This is a genomic window from Polaribacter septentrionalilitoris, from assembly GCF_009832745.1.
In the GTDB taxonomy this organism is placed as follows: Bacteria; Bacteroidota; Bacteroidia; order Flavobacteriales; family Flavobacteriaceae; genus Polaribacter; species Polaribacter septentrionalilitoris.
This window is the reverse complement of sequence record NZ_VRMJ01000042.1, coordinates 288,739-305,251: the sequence shown is the minus strand read 5'-3', so window position 1 is coordinate 305,251 and position 16,513 is coordinate 288,739. Positions and strand designations below refer to the sequence as shown.

Here is a 16,513-nt window from a genome sequence, read left to right as displayed (position 1 = left end):
ATGAGTGTTCATATAGCAGCAAAAAAAGGAGAAATTGCAGAAACAATTCTACTGCCAGGAGATCCTATGAGAGCAAAATGGATTGCAGATACTTTTTTAAAGAACATCAATCAATATAATGATGTTAGAGGGATGTTAGGTTTTACAGGAACATACAAAGGCAAGCCAATTTCTGTGCAAGGAACAGGAATGGGAATTCCTTCTACTTTAATTTATTGTACAGAATTGATTACTGAATATGGAGTAAAAAACTTAATTAGAGTGGGGTCTGCAGGCTCTTATCAGAAAGATGTAAAAATTAGAGATATTGTTTTGGCAATGGCAGCGTCTACCAATTCTGGATTAAATACCATTCGTTTTAGCGGAGCAGATTACGCGCCAACAGCAAGTTTTAAATTGTTTCAAAAAGCAATAGAAATAGCTAAAGAAAAGAAGATTCCTGTAAAAGCTGGTGGAATTTTAAGTTCTGATGAGTTTTATGCAGATAATTTTGAGAGTTATAAAAAATGGGCAGAATATGGGGTGCTTTGTGTAGAAATGGAAACATCAGGATTGTATACTGTTGCAGCAAAACACAATGTAAATGCATTGTCAATCTTAACAATATCAGATAGTTTGGTTACCAAAGAAAGAACAACAGCAGAAGAAAGAGAACAAACGTTTAAAGAAATGATAGAAATTGCTTTAGAATTGGCATAATTGTCAGTTCGAGTGATTTTGTTGAAGAATGAAACAAAATTGTATCGAGAACACATGAAACAATCACTAATACAAAAATACAACATTCCAGGACCAAGATACACTAGTTATCCAACTGTACCTTATTGGAACAAAGCAGGAATTGATAAACAAGATTGGATTAATTCTTTCAAAAAATCGTTTGTAGAGAGTAATGCAACAGAAGGAATCAGTCTTTATATTCATTTGCCTTTTTGTGAAAGTTTGTGTACGTTTTGTGCTTGTCATAAACACATCACAAAACGTCATGAAGTAGAGGAAGAATATATAGAAACGGTTTTAAAAGAATGGAAACTGTATGTTGCTTTGGTTGATGAAACACCTATTATAAAAGAATTACATTTGGGTGGAGGCACACCAACTTTTTTTTCAAAAGAAAATTTAGAGTATTTAATGGATGGTATTTTTGCACTTTCAAACAAACATTCAGAAGCAGAGTTTAGTTTTGAAGGTCATCCCAATAACACCACGAAAGCACAATTACAAACCCTGTTCAATTGTGGTTTTACACGAGTTAGTTTTGGTGTGCAAGATTATAATGAAACAGTCCAGAAAGCAATTCATAGAATTCAGCCTTTTGAAGCAGTAGAAAAGGTAACAAAATGGTCTCGTGAAATTGGGTATACTTCTGTGAGTCATGATTTGATTTTTGGATTGCCATTTCAAACCAAAGAAAATGTAATTCATACTATAAATAAAACCAAAGAGTTACAACCAGATAGAATTTCATTTTACAGTTACGCCCATGTTCCTTGGGTAAAAGGAGTAGGGCAAAGAGGTTTTAATGAAGATGATTTGCCAAAGAATGATGAGAAAAGAAAACTCTATGAGATTGGTAAAGAGCTATTTGCAGAATTGGGTTATGAAGAAATTGGTATGGATCATTTTGCATTAAAAACAGATGGTTTGTATGAAGCAACTATCAATAAAACCTTACACAGAAATTTTATGGGCTATACCGCTAACAAAACTCAATTAATGATTGGGTTAGGAATGTCTGCAATTTCAGATTCTTGGTATGCCTTTGCACAAAATGTAAAGACGGTAAAAGAGTATCAACAAATTGTAAATGAAGGAGAACTGCCAATTTTTAGAGGACATTTATTATCTAAAGAAGATCAAATTATCAGAAAGCATATTTTAAATATGATGTGTCATTTTTCTACTTCTTGGGAAAAAGAAACCATGCAAATTAAAAATATAGAAAATCATTTAGAACTATTAAAAGAAATGGAAAATGATGGTTTAGTACAAATTGAGGAAAATAAACTATCTATACCAGAGAAGTCAAGACCTTTTGTGAGGAATATTTGTATGGCTTTTGATGTACATTTATTAAAGAACAAACCAAAAACACAATTGTTTTCCATGACTATTTAACAAATTTTTAAGAAAATTACAAAGACATGACATTTGTCATATTTTAATAAAACAATCAACATTAATTTTGATAAATCAATTATCAGGCAAGATATGAGCGTAATATACCTACTACTTTCAATAAGTATTATTGTAGCAATAGCTTTTTTTATAATATTCATTCTCTCTACCAAAAGAGGGCAATATGATGATATGTATACACCATCAGTAAGAATGTTGTTCGATGATGAATTGGTCAAAGAAAAAAAGAAACTAACTAAACAGAATTAAATCAAGTAAATATGGAAATGCAACAATTTTATTACGATAATAAGATCGTAAAAAATTTCATCTACGCAACACTACTTTGGGGTATTGTTGGTTTTACAGTTGGACTACTTTTAGCCTTCATGTTTTTATTCCCTAATTTAACCGACGGAATTTCGTGGTTAAGTTTTGGTCGTTTAAGACCATTACACACAAATGCTGTGATTTTTGCATTTGTTGGTAACGCAATGTATGCAGGTGTATATTATTCTTTGCAGCGTTTGTTAAAAACAAGAATGGCAAGCGATTTTTTAAGCAAGTTTAATTTTTGGGGTTGGCAATTAATTATTGTTGCAGCTGCAATAACCCTTCCTTTAGGGTATTCAACTTCCAAAGAATATGCAGAACTTGAGTGGCCAATAGATATTGCAATTGCTTTGGTTTGGGTTGCTTTTGGTGTAAACATGATTTGGACAATCTTAAAAAGAAGACAACGTCATTTATACGTAGCAGTTTGGTTTTACTTAGCAACATTTGTTACGGTTGCAGTATTGCATATTTTTAACAGTTTAGAATTACCTGTAAGTGCTTTAAAAAGTTATTCTGTGTACGCAGGTGTCCAAGATGCATTGGTACAGTGGTGGTATGGGCATAATGCAGTAGCATTTTTCTTAACAACACCATTTTTAGGTTTGATGTACTATTTTGTACCGAAAGCAGCAAATAGACCAGTATATTCTTATCGATTATCAATTGTACACTTTTGGTCATTAATTTTTATATATATCTGGGCAGGACCACACCACTTATTGTATTCAGCACTACCAGATTGGGCACAAAATTTAGGAGTTGCGTTTTCAGTAATGTTAATTGCTCCATCTTGGGGTGGTATGATCAATGGATTGTTAACCTTAAGAGGTGCTTGGGATAAAGTAAGAACAGATCCAACCTTAAAATTTATGGTTGTAGCCATTACAGGTTATGGTATGGCAACTTTTGAAGGGCCAATGTTATCATTAAAAAATGTAAATGCAATTGCTCACTTTAGCGATTGGATTATTGCTCACGTACACGTTGGTGCATTAGCTTGGAATGGGTTTTTAACCTTTGGGATGTTGTATTGGTTAATCCCAAGAATGTTTAAAACAAAATTATATTCTACAGCATTGGCAAACTTTCACTTCTGGATTGGTACTTTAGGTATTATTATGTATGCCTTACCAATGTATGTAGCAGGTTTTGTTCAAGCTTCTATGTGGAAACAATTTAATCCTGATGGATCTTTAACGTATGGTAACTTTTTAGAAACAGTTAACGAAATTATTCCAATGTATTGGATGAGAGCTATTGGTGGAACAATGTTTATCATTGGTGCAATTGTAATGTTGTACAATGTTGTAAAAACTGTAAAATCGGGTAGTGGAGTTGAAGACGAATTAGCTGAAGCAGCAGCTTTAACTAAAGTTCCAAGTTATAGAACTAAAGGTGAAGGGTGGCATACTTGGATCGAAAGAAAACCTATCAAATTAACTATTTATGCAACTATTGCAATTTTAATTGGAGGTGTAGTTCAGATTATTCCAACACTATTGGTAAAATCAAATATACCCACAATTAGTAGTGTAAAACCATATACACCTTTAGAGTTAGAAGGTCGTGATTTATACATTAGAGAAGGTTGTGTGGGTTGTCACTCACAAATGGTAAGACCTTTTAGAAGTGAGGTAGAACGTTATGGAGAATACTCTAAAGCAGGAGAATTTGTTTACGATCACCCATTTTTATGGGGAAGTAAACGAACAGGTCCAGATTTACATAGAGTTGGTCAGAAATATAATGATAGCTGGCACTTAAATCATATGTATGACCCGCAAAGTACATCACCAGGTTCAATTATGCCATCTTACAAATGGTTGATTAGAAATGAGCTTGATAAATCTAATACAGAAGGCAAAATGAAGGCAATGGTTGCTTTAGGTGTGCCATATACTGATGAAGAAATTGCAAATGCACAAGAGCATATGTTAGCCCAAGGTACTCAAATTGAGCAAAACTTATATGGTGATCCTGATTTTGCTAAAAACTATGAAGCTGATAAGAAGTACGCTGAAGAAAATGGTGAAGCTTTTGTAGAAATGAAAAACAGAGAGATTGTAGCGATTATTGCTTATATACAACGTTTAGGAACAGATATCAAAGTAAAAGACGAACAAAAAATTTCTAAAAAATAAGAGTCATGCTAAAATTTGTAAAAAATCACATGGAGAGTATTACCGGAATTGAAATTTATCCGATGATATCATTAGTCATTTTCTTTACTTTTTTTGTAGCCTTATTTTGGTGGGTTTTTACAGCAAAAAAAGAATATATAAAAACGGTAAGTCAACTACCATTAGATCATTAAAAAACTCAATACAATGAAAAAATCTTTTCAATCTATAATATATATAATCTTTGTAATTGTTACGTTTATTGCACTTGCAAAGTCGTTTATGGTGTACGAAAACCCATTTGACGTGTATGAAAATCCATTAGTTTGGTTAGCACTTATCGGATTTGTTATGGTCGTCGTTTTAAAAGAAATGGTGAATGTTATTGCTTATAATAAAGCCAAAGAACTTCAAAATGAGAAAGACGGTATTGTTCCAGAAGAGTCTAATGCTTGGATAAAGAGCTTGTTAAAATCTTGGACCAAAGCTAAAGACATTGAAGAGGAAGAGGAAATTGTTTTAGATCATAATTATGACGGAATTAGAGAGCTTGACAATTCGCTTCCACCATGGTGGGTGTACATGTTTTATGCTACCATAGTATTCGCGGTTGTATATTTAGTTAGATTCCATGTCTTAGACGGTAATGATCAAGCAACTGAGTATAAGTTAGCGGTAGCAGAAGCTAAAGCAGCTTTAAAAGAATATCAAAAATCGGCTCCTGCTGATTTAATTACTGCAGATAATGTGACGCTTTTAACAGATGCTAAAGATTTAGGAAGAGGTAAAGCAGTATTTAATTTAAACTGTGCGTCTTGTCATTTAGCTGATGGAGGAGGATCTATTGGCCCAAATCTAACAGATGAATATTGGATTTTAGGTGGAGGAATAAAAAATGTCTTTACAACAATAGCTAAAGGAGGTAGAGATGGTAAAGGTATGATTGCTTGGGATAAAACATTAAAATCTGCTGATATTGCAAAAGTGGCAAGCTATGTTATTTCTTTACAAGGTACAACACCAGCAAAAGCAAAAGCTCCTCAAGGAGATAAATGGGTAGAAGAAGAAACCAAATAAAAGTAGTTATAAATAGTATTTAATAATGGAAACACCTCAAAATGAGCAATTTCGTGATAGTATTGCTACCGTAAATAACGAAGGTAAGCGCTCTTGGGTTTTTCCAAAAAAACCTAGTGGAAGGTTTTATAAATACAGAAGTTATGTAAGTTACTTTTTATTAATTTTTTTATTATCTGCTCCGTTTGTAAAGATTAATGGAAATCAATTTCTATTATTTAATGTTTTAGAACGTAAATTCAATATTTTTGGATTCCCTTTTTGGCCACAAGATTTTCATTTACTGGTAATTTCTATGATTATTGGTGTTGTCTTTATTATTTTATTTACAGTTGTTTTTGGTCGTATTTTCTGTGGATGGATTTGTCCGCAAACTATTTTTTTAGAAATGGTTTTTAGAAAAATAGAATATTGGATAGATGGTGATAGAGGAAAACAAATTCGTTTAGATAAACAACCATGGAATGCCGAAAAGATTAGAAAGCGACTCTTAAAATGGTTTATTTTCTTTGTAATTTCTTTTATAATCGCAAATGTGTTTTTGGCTTATTTAATAGGTGGAGATACGTTAATTAGTTACATCACTGGTAATCCTTTAGATAATATAAGTACGCTTATTTCCTTAATCATTTTTACATGTGTTTTCTATTTTATTTTTGCGTGGTTTAGAGAACAGGTATGTATTATAGCTTGTCCTTATGGTAGATTACAAGGTGTTTTGTTAGACAATAAAACCATTAATGTTGCGTATGACCATAAACGTGGAGAAAGAGAAACAGGAAGAGCTAAGTTTAAGAAAAATGAAGACAGAGAAGCGCTTGGAAAAGGAGATTGTATTGATTGCAAACAATGTGTGGTTGTTTGTCCTACAGGTATAGATATTAGAAATGGTACACAATTAGAGTGTGTTAATTGTACGGCTTGTATTGATGAATGTGACCATATGATGGAGCAGGTTGGCTTACCAAAAGGCTTAATTAGATATGCTAGTGAAGACAATATTGCAAATAAAAATCCTTTTAAATTTACAGCAAGAATGAAAGGGTACTCAGCTGTATTATTCATTTTAGTTGGAATTTTAATAGGAATGTTGTTTTTAAGAAATGATGTAGAAGCAACTATTTTAAGATTGCCAGGACAATTATATGAACATAAAGAAAATAATATTATAAGTAACGTTTACACCTATAAAGTAATTAATAAAACCACAAAAGATATACCTGATGTGAGTTATAGAATATTATCTCATAAAGGAACAATAAAGTTAGTGTCAAATCACAATTTTATGGTTCCAAAACAAGGTTTAGCAGAAGGAACTTTATTTATAGAGTTGAATGCCTCAGCGATGAAAGGAGATAAAGAAAAATTAGAAATAGGTGTCTTTAGTGGCGATAAACTAATAGAAACTGCAATAACCAACTTTTTAGGTCCAAGAAGTTATAAATAAGAAAGATTATGAAATTTAATTGGGGAACAGGTATTGTAATTGCTATTGTAGGTTTTATAGGTTTTATCATGTATTTTGTCATTACAATGAGTACAGATAAAAGTTATAGTCATGATTTAGTGACAGATAAATATTATCAAAAAGAATTAGAATATCAACAAGAAATTGATGCAGAAAAAAATGCAGCATCACTAGAAAAAAACATCACTTTAAATAGAACACCAGAAGGTTTGCAGGTTATATTTCCTCCTAATTTTGTCTCTGAAAAAATTAAAGGTAAAGTGTTCCTATATAGACCATCTAATAAACAATTAGATTTCGAAATACCTATTTCGATAACTAATACATATTTGCTCGTGCCTGAGAAACGTTTATTAGATGGTCGCTGGAACATAAATGTTTCTTGGAGCTATAAAAATAAAGATTATTTATTTAAAAAAGAACTTAATTTTTAATGTTACTATCGGCAATTGTATTTGGGTTATTAGGAAGCTTCCATTGTATTGGAATGTGTGGTCCAATTGCTTTTATGTTACCAATAGACAGAGAAAATAAAACCAAAGGGTTTTTTCAAATAACAAGCTATCATTTAGGTAGGTTGTTTACCTATAGTTTAATAGGGCTACTTTTTGGACTACTAGGTAAAGGATTTTATTTCTTCGGATTTCAACAACAAATCTCAATAATTGTAGGTGTAAGTATGATTTTAGTCATCATATTTCCAAAGTTTTTTTCGAAAATCAACTTTTCTAAAAATATTAATAAAATTATCTTTAAAGTAAAAAATGCATTAGGAAAAGAACTCAAAAAGAAAGGCAATGACACTTTTTTTACAATTGGTTTTTTAAACGGATTTTTGCCATGTGGTTTGGTATATATGGCTGTTTTTGGAGCCATTGCAACAACAAATGCACTCTCAGGGAGTCTGTATATGTTTTTGTTTGGGTTGGGTACGGTTCCGTTAATGACAGCTGTTGTTTTTTTAGGAAATTTTACTAAAGGTGCTTTTAGAAAAAAAATACAAAAAGTAATCCCTATTGTTGTTGTCTTTATAGGCGTTTTATTTGTTTTAAGAGGTTTAGGCTTAGGTATTCCTTTTGTTTCTCCATTAGAACCTATTTTAAGTAAAGCTGCAGAAAGTGTATCAACCTGTCATTAATATCTTTTTTTGATTTTTATAAATAGAGTAGTATTTTGATAAATAAAAAAGACTTCCATAACGAATTATAAAAGCCTTTTTTATCAAATTTAAATTAAAAAGAAATTTAATCTTTTTTTGTATACTCATCATTACTACCATCACTGTCTACCTGATAGTGAAAATCTATTTCTAACAAACCTGCATCACCACTATAAGAGTCATCACCATCATTAACTCTATAAAGCCTACAAAGTATCATGCTAGAAAGTGTTTTTCCAGTAGCTGTAATATCTCCTAATGGAGTAATTATATGTTCTCTTAACGGAATACTCCCTTCATTAGGAGTCGCAACCACTGAACCAGTAAGCGTAGTTGAAGTACTATTAAACTCACCTGCTACATTTGCCCAAACATATTCTAGAGCCCATTTTACCCTGTTTGTTCCAGGAGCAGCATCTCCACTTCTACCAGATGTCCAGTGAATATGAGGTTTAATTGTTGATCCTTCTTTCCATTTGTGAGGCATTTGTACTGTAAAAGACACACTTTGTAGTTCTTCGCCTTCTTCGAACCATAATAATGAAATACTTCCGATAAAATCATCCCATTTAGGCTCACTTGCAACTTTTTTAATGTTTACAGAACTTACAGGTACTTGTAAATCTTCCCATCTAGTAGCTTCACCAACATAGCTTAATGAACCATCTGAAGTTATTTTTGTATAATTTGTGCCAGGAGTTCCTAATTCTGTAACCCCAACATTATCTACAGTAACTCTTAAGGTGTCTGCAGCAGAAATTCTAAGTTTATCTTCATCTCCAATTATTTCGATTTTAGTATCGTTATCGGTATCAGTAATTTTATTACTAGCGCTTGAGCCTGCAGTTAATTCTACCCATATATTATTATAATACCAAAAAGTTTTAGTGGTTGAATCAAATACTAATAACCCTTCAACACCAGTAATCGTATTTCTTTGAACTGTAGTCATTCTTGGTATTAAAATTCCTTTTGATGTTGATTGGATATCAAGCATAGAAGAAGTATTTGGATTCTCAGTACCAATACCTACTTGAGAGAAAATCAAAAAACTTGGGAGAAAGAATAATGCAAGAAGACAAATTTTTAGTTTTATTTTTTTCATTTTTTCTAAATTTAATATTACCATTAAAAAAAGATTAAATAATTATACAACCATCTTTAGAAGATGGACATAATGAAATGAAAGGACATCATTAAAAATAACAAATAAAAACTACATAAATATACGAAAAATAAGTCGAAAACAAACTGTTTTCTTATCGCTAAAAATAGAAACCTATTTATTCTCTATAATATCAAGAGAGATAAGTTTTTTAGATTTTGATTTAGATTATTTTTTTAAGTATTAAGAACTATAACTTCATCACTTTTTTTTATGATTAGAAATTAGATTTACTTCGATAAATAGTCTGATAAACTATGATTTTTATCATGTTTTCTATCTTAAATTCATTGTAAATTTAGAGTAAAATAAAAAATAGATTAATTTATAAAAGACTGAAAATATGGATAAATACACATTAAATTAACATTAAAAACTATACACTTAATTCATAATGTTATGAATTATAAACAAATTATTTAAGTCATGAAAAAAATTATAATTAGCCTGTTTGTTATCGGGATGATAACAGGGCTTTCAAACAATTTAGTTGCACAGACAACTAATACAGACAATGCATCAGCAACAGCATATGCTACCATTGTAGCGCCAATTGCAATAGAAAAATCTGCAGATTTGCAGTTTGGAACAATGATTAAAGGAACAGGTACTGTAACAGTAGCAACAACAGGTGTTAGAACTTTTAGTGTTGATGCTATGAATCCTGGTGATCAAGGAGTAACCCCAGCTGCAGCAGTATTTTCAATTACTGGAGAAGCATCATACACCTATTCTATTGCTTTTTCAGAAGCTAGTATAACTATAACAAATGCAGGTAGTCAAGAAATGGAAGTAGGTACTTTTGTAGCTTATTCATTAACTGATGACGCTACAGGTACAACAGGAACATTATCTGGGGGAGGTACAGATACTGTAAAAGTAGGAGCTACCCTAACACTTGATAATGATGAGACAGCAGGTGAGTATACAGGTTCTTTTACAGTAACAGTTGCTTATAATTAAGTTCTTCAATAAATCAGGTTTATTCTTTATAAATAAATCTGATTTATTTTAATTCTTGTTAAATATATAATAAAGCTATTATGGATTTATGTGTAAATAAAACCTTCTTAAAGGTTGCTGTTTTTAAATATCTATTGTTATTTGTTTTTTCTATCTCAACAATAGCTCCAATAGTAGCGCAAGGTAATTTATTAGTATATCCTACACGTATCGTATTTGACGGAAAAAAGAATATTAAAAAAGTTGTTTTAACTAACACTGGTAGTAAAAAAGCTATCTATAATATTTCTTTTGTTGAATATAAAATGACCAAAAATGGTGAAATGAAGGTTATTTTATTACCCGAAGAAGGTTTAAAATTTGCATCATCAAACTTAAGGTTTTTTCCTCGTAAAGTTATTTTAGAGCCTTATCAATCACAAACTTTAAAAGTACAACTTAGAAATACGAAGAACCTTGTAGAGGGTGAGTATCGATCTCACCTCTACTTTAGGGCAGTAGAAGATGAGGGTGATTTACAAGATGTAAGCAAGAAAAAAGATACCGTAAATATTTCTGTAAAATTAAAACCCATTTTTGGTATATCTATTCCATGTATTTTTAGGATTGGAGAGAATACAACTGTAGTTTCATTATCAGATTTAGAGTTAAAAACAGTAAATTTTGAAGAAAGAATTTTGAAATTTAATTTAAATAGAATAGGTAATATGTCTATCTATGGAGATTTAAGTATCAATTATATAGATAAAAACAATAAAGTTTTAAAAGTTGGTCAAATTAATGGAGTTGGTGTTTATACACCAGGAAACCTAAGAATCATCAGAATAAAGTTAAAATCGTCAAAAAACATGAATTTTGATGAGGGTAAATTACATATAGTTTTCACCAAAAACAAAAGTGATGAAATACTATCAGAAGCTAGTTTAAAATTATAAATTACTTTTTTAAGTAGCAATCAAGATATTAATTAGTCTTTAACATAATTTAAGATGAAGAGACGAGCAAACATATTACCCTCATTAAAGTTGATGCTGCTTTTTATGTTTTTACTTTTCATAACAGCAATAATTGCTCAGCCATCATTACCAGACCGAAATATTACAGCATTACCAACACAACCAATAGATTTTGGCGTTTTTTATGTAGCAGGTGCTGGCACTATAGAGGTAGACTATCAAGGTAATATCAATGTTACAGGTGGTGTGGTGTCTTTAAATACAGCAACTGTAACACCTGCTATTTTCGAAATTAAATTATGTCAGGGTAGAAAAATTGCGATCACTTATGATTATTCTGTAATGATTAATGGTAGTAATGGAGGAGAAATAGAATTGGTTGTAGGTCCAACAGATCGAGGAATATCTGGAGCTGAATTTTTTTCTAGCAATGATTGTAATTTTATAACAGTGTTAAGAGTTGGCGGAAAATTAATAATTCCAGCAAATACCATTCCTGGAATATATTCTGGTAGTTTTCCGCTAGTTTTTACTCAAGAATAAATGGATGTTTACAAAAGATTCATATCGCCCTTTTTTATATCTAAAGTCCTTAAAAAACCGGACATATATCTTCTTGCTGTTTTTCTTCATTATAATTAGTTTTTATGCAAAAACAACTCCCTCAGAATATAAAGAAATCAAATTAGATCCTATTGTTTCTTTTGATCAGGTGCCTATTGATGTAATTGTAAAAGGTTATCTTCAATTTGAAGTGGATGCCATTATTACAGGTAAAAGTTTGGCTTATGTAAATGTGGAAGAGTTATTTAAAAAACTAGGTATTTATGTTACATCAGAAAATAATGGGACTATCTTAAAAGGTTTTATAGAGAATGAAACGATAACTTATAAAATTGATTTAAATACAAAACAAATTACTATTGGAAATACAATTGTAAAATCCGAAAATGGTATTGCTTATAAATTAGGTGCTATTTATGTTGAAACAAGTATATTAAATGAAGCTTTTAATATGGAATTGATATTTAATTTTAGGTCTTTATCTATAAAGCTAGAAGCTAATTTTGAATTACCAAGTGTAAAATTAGCACGGTTAGAAAAAATTCGTAAAAATATCAAAAGGCTACAATCTAGTGATGAAGATACTTTTGATAAAATTATAGGTAGAGATTATCACCTTTTTAAAGGTGGTGCAATAGATTGGGCTGTATCATCATTTCAAACAAAGGGTTTTAAACCAAATAATAGATTTTATCTAGGCCTTGGAAGTGAGTTGTTCTATGGTGAAGCTAGAGTTTCTATAAATTACTTAGATCGAAGAAAATTTGATCGAAGACAACTTTATTATAATTGGCGTTGGATCAACAATGACAATAATATTGTAAAACAGGTGCAACTTGGTAAAATATCAACACAAACAATTTCTTTTTTAAGAGCCCCAGTTATTGGTGCTAGAATTAACAATTCTCCCAATACCATTAGAAAGGCAAAAGGAACATATACCATTAGTGATTATAGTGAGCCAAATTGGACAGTTGAATTATACATCAATGATGCTTTAGTAGATTATACATCAACAGATGCTTCAGGTTTTTATTTGTTTAATGTTCCTGTTGTTTACGGTTATACTACGTTAACATTAAAGTTTTACGGTCCGTTAGGAGAAGAGCGTATAGAAGAAAAAATAATAAATACACCTTATACTTTTATGCCATCAGGTGTTTTAGAGTATAATATAGCAGGTGGTGTTTTAGAAGATGATGCAGGAAGTTCATTTGCTAGAAGTGAGGTAAATTATGGTATAAATAAATCGATTACTATTGGAACAGGTATAGAATACTTATCTAGTATACCTGAACACCCATATATACCTTTTGCAAATTTAGCAATTCAACCATTTTCTAAAATGATTCTAAATTTTAAGTATGCACATAACGTAAGTTTTAAAAGTACTTTAAACTATTACTTTGGTAGAAGTGCTTTTTTAGAATTTGATTTTAATAAATATAAAAAAGGACAACAAGCAACCATAGAATTAATGAATGAGGAAAGAAAGATGCGTTTATCTTTACCTTTTAGATTTAAAAAAATTAGTGGTAATACAAAATTAACCTTTAACCAGTTTATTTATGATGCCTTTAATTTTAACCAAATTGATGCATTAATCTCTACACGCTATAGAAATAATTCATTAAACATGTCTCTGGCCTCTAACTGGATAAATAATCAAAATCCTTTTATAACATCTTCTTTAGTTTTTTCGAGAAGATTTAATAATGGTTTTATAATTCGTCCAACCATTCAATATAATATTTCTGATAATAGTTTGATGAGAATTCGTGCTGAAATAGAAAAAAGAGCAAACAGAATTACCTATGCTGCTTCAGTAGAAAAAAACATACAATTTAGCACCAACATTTTTAATTTTAGTATCAGGTATGATTTTTCCTTTTCAAGAACTAGTTTTAGCTCATTTTACAATAACAATCAGTTAGCTCTTCAAGAAAATATGCAAGGTAGTTTAGCTTTTGGAGCAGGAAATGGAAGAGTAAATACAGCTTATAATTCTGCTATGGGTAAAGGAGGTATTATCTGTCATCCGTTTCTTGACTTAAACCAAAATGATAAAAAAGATATAGGTGAACCCAGAGTTTTTGTTAAGAATGTAAGAATATCAGGAGGTAAAATTAAAAGTTTTGAAAAAGATTCTATAATTAGGATTTCAGATTTAAATTCTTTTATAAAATACAAACTTACTTTTGATGATGGTGAATTGGAAAATATAGGTTGGAAGTTTAAATACAAAACATACCAAGTTTTAGTTGATCCTCATCAATTTAAGAAAATTGAAATTCCAGTATTAGTTTTTGGTGAAGTAACAGGAATGATTTATGAGAAAAATGGAAGTCAAAATAACGGCTTAGGACGAATAACCATTCAAATTTTTGATCAATCAGGAAAATTAGTTGCAAAAACAAAAAGTGAACATGATGGATATTATAGTTACCTAGGTTTAAAGCCAGGAGAATATACATTGCAAATAGATGAAGAACAATTAAAAAGAATAGGCTATAAAGTTGATAAGAAACCATTAAAAGTTACAATTAACCCCTCTATGAAAGGTGATTTTGTTGAAAATTTAAATTTTATTTTATCTGAGAAATAAAAATAAAATTGATAAGATAATAGTTGAGTTTTAATTTTAATAATAACTCCTTGTTTTATAGTTGTATAAGTGGTGATTTTAGTAGGAAATGGTTACTTTTTTTTGTATTTTTAAGAGACAGTTTAATGTAAAATTTTAAGAAATGAAATCGGTATTTTTTTTCCTTTATTTCATGGTGATTTCTTTAAACTCAATCATTTACTCACAAATAGTTAATGAGGGAGAGTTTACAATTTCTGCGTCTACAACTGTTTCTTTTTTAGATGAATATACTAATAAATCAACGGGTAACTTTATTAATAACGGAACGCTTAGTTTACAAGGTAATTATATAAATAATGGTTTGATAACTTCAGTTTCTGGAACGACTTTTTTTAATAATTCTAATTTAGAAAGTCAATCTATTTCTGGAACAGCAAATGAAATAAATTTCTTTAATCTTGTTATTGATAATGTCTCTGGAGTTACGCAATCTATAAATGCAGTTGTGAGTAATTATTTTTTGATTAATTTAGGAAATTCATACTCAATTTCACCTGGAATACAATTAACAGTAAATGGAGATATTTCTAATTTAGCAGGAAATAATGGTCTTGTATTAAAATCCAATAATACAGGTACAGCCTCAATTATTCATAATACAGATAACATTGCAGCAACAGTAGAAAGGTATATAAGTGGAGCTTCAGAAGATTGGCATTTTTTAGCATCACCTGTATCAAATCAACCTATAGCAAGTTCTAATTGGGTTCCTTCAGGAACTTATGGTAATGGAACAGGATATGACATGTATGTTTGGGATGAGTCAACACCCTGTTGGGTATATCAGTTAAATACAACAACAGCACCAAGTTGGTCAACTGTTCATCCTTCAGAAAATTTTGTTATAGCTAGGGGGTACTTGTATTCTGTTCAACAATCAAATCCAACTTTTAATTTTCAAGGAACATTAAATAATGGTACTGTTAGTTATGCTACAACAGCAGATAATACTACTGATGTAAACTTAAAAGGATTTAATCTTATCGGCAATCCATACCCTTCTGCAATAGATTGGAAAGCAATTTCAGGATGGACACGTGACAATTTAGTAACTTCTGGAGGAGGTTATGACATGTGGATCTGGAATCCTACAGCAAATAATTATGGCGTTTTTAATTCTAATGGAAGTAGAGGTACTAATAATGTAACTCAGTATATTCCTTCAATGCAGGGGTTTTTTGTTAGAGCAGAAAGTAATGCTAACCTTACAATGACTAATAATATACGATTACATTCAGTTTCAAGTTATTGGATGAAAACAAAAACAAAAAAATCAATAAAAAATTTAAAAGTGAAAATTGAATCAAAATCAGGTTTAGGTTTTGATGAGGTTTTATTTCAATTTGGACATTCAGAGAACAAACCAGGAGCGACAAAACTTTTTAGTTCAGTAAAATCTGCCTTATCGGTTTATACTCAATCTGGTTTAGATAATTTATCTGTCAAATATTTAACAGACATCAATCAAAATGCTTCTGTTCCAATAAGTTTTGTTTCAGGGGCAAATGGGGATTATATGTTGACAGTAGATTTAAATGATAGCAATTTTGAGTATCTAACCTTAGAAGATAAAAAGACTAAAACATTACATGATTTATTAACATCCTCTGAATATTCCTTTAATAGTTCTCTAAATGATCTTTCAGATAGATTTACTATTCATTTTATGTCAAAGGAATTAGTTTTAAAAGAAAATATTTTAGAAGTACCTATTTACTATAATGGTAAAAATATTGTAATTGATTTGAGTACTATACATAGTAATACTCAAGTTGAGGTTTTCAATGTTATAGGTAAGAAAATAATATCAAAAAATTTAGAAAGAAAAAGAATTCATTATTTAACTTCAGGTTTAAAAAAACAGTTATACATCGTAACGTTAAGAAATAAAAATAAAAGTATACGAAAAAAGATTATTGTTTATTAATATTGATAATAAG

15 protein-coding genes are annotated in these 16,513 nt (G+C 30.4%); 14 read left to right on the top strand and 1 reads right to left on the bottom strand.

The features are described from left to right. The 9 genes from deoD (at position 1) to FP421_RS13900 (ending at position 8,257) form a co-directional block, all read left to right on the top strand. On the top strand, positions 1 to 699 hold the full coding sequence (gene deoD, locus FP421_RS13940; RefSeq protein WP_159951622.1) for a purine-nucleoside phosphorylase: 699 nt from the start codon (positions 1 to 3) through the stop codon (positions 697 to 699). A gap of 54 nt (positions 700 to 753) precedes the next feature. After that, the gene (hemN, locus tag FP421_RS13935; RefSeq protein WP_159951620.1) at positions 754 to 2,118 is read left to right on the top strand and encodes an oxygen-independent coproporphyrinogen III oxidase; all 1,365 of its coding nucleotides are present in this window, start codon (positions 754 to 756) and stop codon (positions 2,116 to 2,118) included. Between the two features lie 93 nt (positions 2,119 to 2,211). Continuing rightward, the gene (gene ccoS, locus FP421_RS13930) at positions 2,212 to 2,388 is read left to right on the top strand and encodes a cbb3-type cytochrome oxidase assembly protein CcoS (protein WP_159951618.1); all 177 of its coding nucleotides are present in this window, start codon (positions 2,212 to 2,214) and stop codon (positions 2,386 to 2,388) included. Between the two features lie 11 nt (positions 2,389 to 2,399). Beyond that, positions 2,400 to 4,595 carry a cytochrome-c oxidase, cbb3-type subunit I gene (gene ccoN / locus FP421_RS13925; protein ID WP_159951616.1) on the top strand — a complete coding sequence of 732 codons (2,196 nt, stop codon included), beginning with the start codon at positions 2,400 to 2,402 and terminating at the stop codon, positions 4,593 to 4,595. Positions 4,596 to 4,600: 5 nt separating this feature from the next. Further along, entirely contained in the window at positions 4,601 to 4,768 is a 168-nt protein-coding gene (locus tag FP421_RS13920) for a CcoQ/FixQ family Cbb3-type cytochrome c oxidase assembly chaperone (RefSeq protein WP_159951614.1), read from the top strand. Positions 4,769 to 4,781: 13 nt separating this feature from the next. Beyond that, positions 4,782 to 5,651, top strand: coding sequence for a cbb3-type cytochrome c oxidase N-terminal domain-containing protein (locus FP421_RS13915; RefSeq protein WP_159951612.1), 870 nt, complete (start codon positions 4,782 to 4,784; stop codon positions 5,649 to 5,651). A 25-nt stretch (positions 5,652 to 5,676) separates the two neighbouring features. Continuing rightward, positions 5,677 to 7,098, top strand: coding sequence for a cytochrome c oxidase accessory protein CcoG (gene ccoG / locus FP421_RS13910; RefSeq protein ID WP_159951610.1), 1,422 nt, complete (start codon positions 5,677 to 5,679; stop codon positions 7,096 to 7,098). 8 nt (positions 7,099 to 7,106) lie between these two features. Further along, entirely contained in the window at positions 7,107 to 7,553 is a 447-nt protein-coding gene (locus FP421_RS13905) for a FixH family protein (RefSeq protein WP_159951608.1), read from the top strand. Further along, complete coding sequence (locus tag FP421_RS13900) at positions 7,553 to 8,257, top strand: sulfite exporter TauE/SafE family protein (protein ID WP_159951606.1); 705 nt, start codon at positions 7,553 to 7,555, stop codon at positions 8,255 to 8,257. Before FP421_RS13905 ends, FP421_RS13900 begins: the two co-directional genes overlap by 1 nt. A 106-nt stretch (positions 8,258 to 8,363) precedes the next feature. On the opposite strand, the gene FP421_RS13895 is transcribed toward FP421_RS13900, so the two are convergent. Then, complete coding sequence (locus FP421_RS13895; RefSeq protein WP_159951604.1) at positions 8,364 to 9,383, bottom strand: hypothetical protein; 1,020 nt, start codon at positions 9,381 to 9,383, stop codon at positions 8,364 to 8,366. Between the two features lie 486 nt (positions 9,384 to 9,869). Between FP421_RS13895 and FP421_RS13890 the strand changes: the two genes are divergently transcribed. From FP421_RS13890 to FP421_RS13870, 5 genes are all read left to right on the top strand, one after another. Further along, on the top strand, positions 9,870 to 10,406 hold the full coding sequence (locus FP421_RS13890; protein WP_236548126.1) for a DUF4402 domain-containing protein: 537 nt from the start codon (positions 9,870 to 9,872) through the stop codon (positions 10,404 to 10,406). Between the two features lie 80 nt (positions 10,407 to 10,486). Further along, positions 10,487 to 11,341: a fimbrial biogenesis chaperone gene (locus FP421_RS13885; RefSeq protein ID WP_159951602.1), complete on the top strand. Its 855-nt coding sequence runs from the start codon at positions 10,487 to 10,489 to the stop codon at positions 11,339 to 11,341. 54 nt (positions 11,342 to 11,395) lie between these two features. Then, complete coding sequence (locus FP421_RS13880) at positions 11,396 to 11,905, top strand: DUF4402 domain-containing protein (protein WP_159951600.1); 510 nt, start codon at positions 11,396 to 11,398, stop codon at positions 11,903 to 11,905. Positions 11,906 to 11,978: 73 nt separating this feature from the next. Next, positions 11,979 to 14,531, top strand: a complete 2,553-nt coding sequence (locus FP421_RS13875) for a SpaA isopeptide-forming pilin-related protein (protein WP_159951598.1) — start codon at positions 11,979 to 11,981, stop codon at positions 14,529 to 14,531. Positions 14,532 to 14,673: 142 nt separating this feature from the next. Continuing rightward, positions 14,674 to 16,500: a T9SS type A sorting domain-containing protein gene (locus tag FP421_RS13870; RefSeq protein ID WP_159951596.1), complete on the top strand. Its 1,827-nt coding sequence runs from the start codon at positions 14,674 to 14,676 to the stop codon at positions 16,498 to 16,500. Positions 16,501 to 16,513 lie beyond the last annotated feature (13 nt).

Bases quoted from the DNA above. Each gene is read 5' to 3' on its own strand.
- deoD (WP_159951622.1), top strand. From the start codon at position 1: ATGAGTGTTCATATAGCAGCAAAAAAAGGAGAAATTGCAGAAACAATT.
- hemN (WP_159951620.1), top strand. From the start codon at position 754: ATGAAACAATCACTAATACAAAAATACAACATTCCAGGACCAAGATAC.
- ccoS (WP_159951618.1), top strand. From the start codon at position 2,212: ATGAGCGTAATATACCTACTACTTTCAATAAGTATTATTGTAGCAATA.
- ccoN (WP_159951616.1), top strand. From the start codon at position 2,400: ATGGAAATGCAACAATTTTATTACGATAATAAGATCGTAAAAAATTTC.
- FP421_RS13920 (WP_159951614.1), top strand. From the start codon at position 4,601: ATGCTAAAATTTGTAAAAAATCACATGGAGAGTATTACCGGAATTGAA.
- FP421_RS13915 (WP_159951612.1), top strand. From the start codon at position 4,782: ATGAAAAAATCTTTTCAATCTATAATATATATAATCTTTGTAATTGTT.
- ccoG (WP_159951610.1), top strand. From the start codon at position 5,677: ATGGAAACACCTCAAAATGAGCAATTTCGTGATAGTATTGCTACCGTA.
- FP421_RS13905 (WP_159951608.1), top strand. From the start codon at position 7,107: ATGAAATTTAATTGGGGAACAGGTATTGTAATTGCTATTGTAGGTTTT.
- FP421_RS13900 (WP_159951606.1), top strand. From the start codon at position 7,553: ATGTTACTATCGGCAATTGTATTTGGGTTATTAGGAAGCTTCCATTGT.
- FP421_RS13895 (WP_159951604.1), bottom strand. From the start codon at position 9,383: ATGAAAAAAATAAAACTAAAAATTTGTCTTCTTGCATTATTCTTTCTC.
- FP421_RS13890 (WP_236548126.1), top strand. From the start codon at position 9,870: ATGAAAAAAATTATAATTAGCCTGTTTGTTATCGGGATGATAACAGGG.
- FP421_RS13885 (WP_159951602.1), top strand. From the start codon at position 10,487: ATGGATTTATGTGTAAATAAAACCTTCTTAAAGGTTGCTGTTTTTAAA.
- FP421_RS13880 (WP_159951600.1), top strand. From the start codon at position 11,396: ATGAAGAGACGAGCAAACATATTACCCTCATTAAAGTTGATGCTGCTT.
- FP421_RS13870 (WP_159951596.1), top strand. From the start codon at position 14,674: ATGAAATCGGTATTTTTTTTCCTTTATTTCATGGTGATTTCTTTAAAC.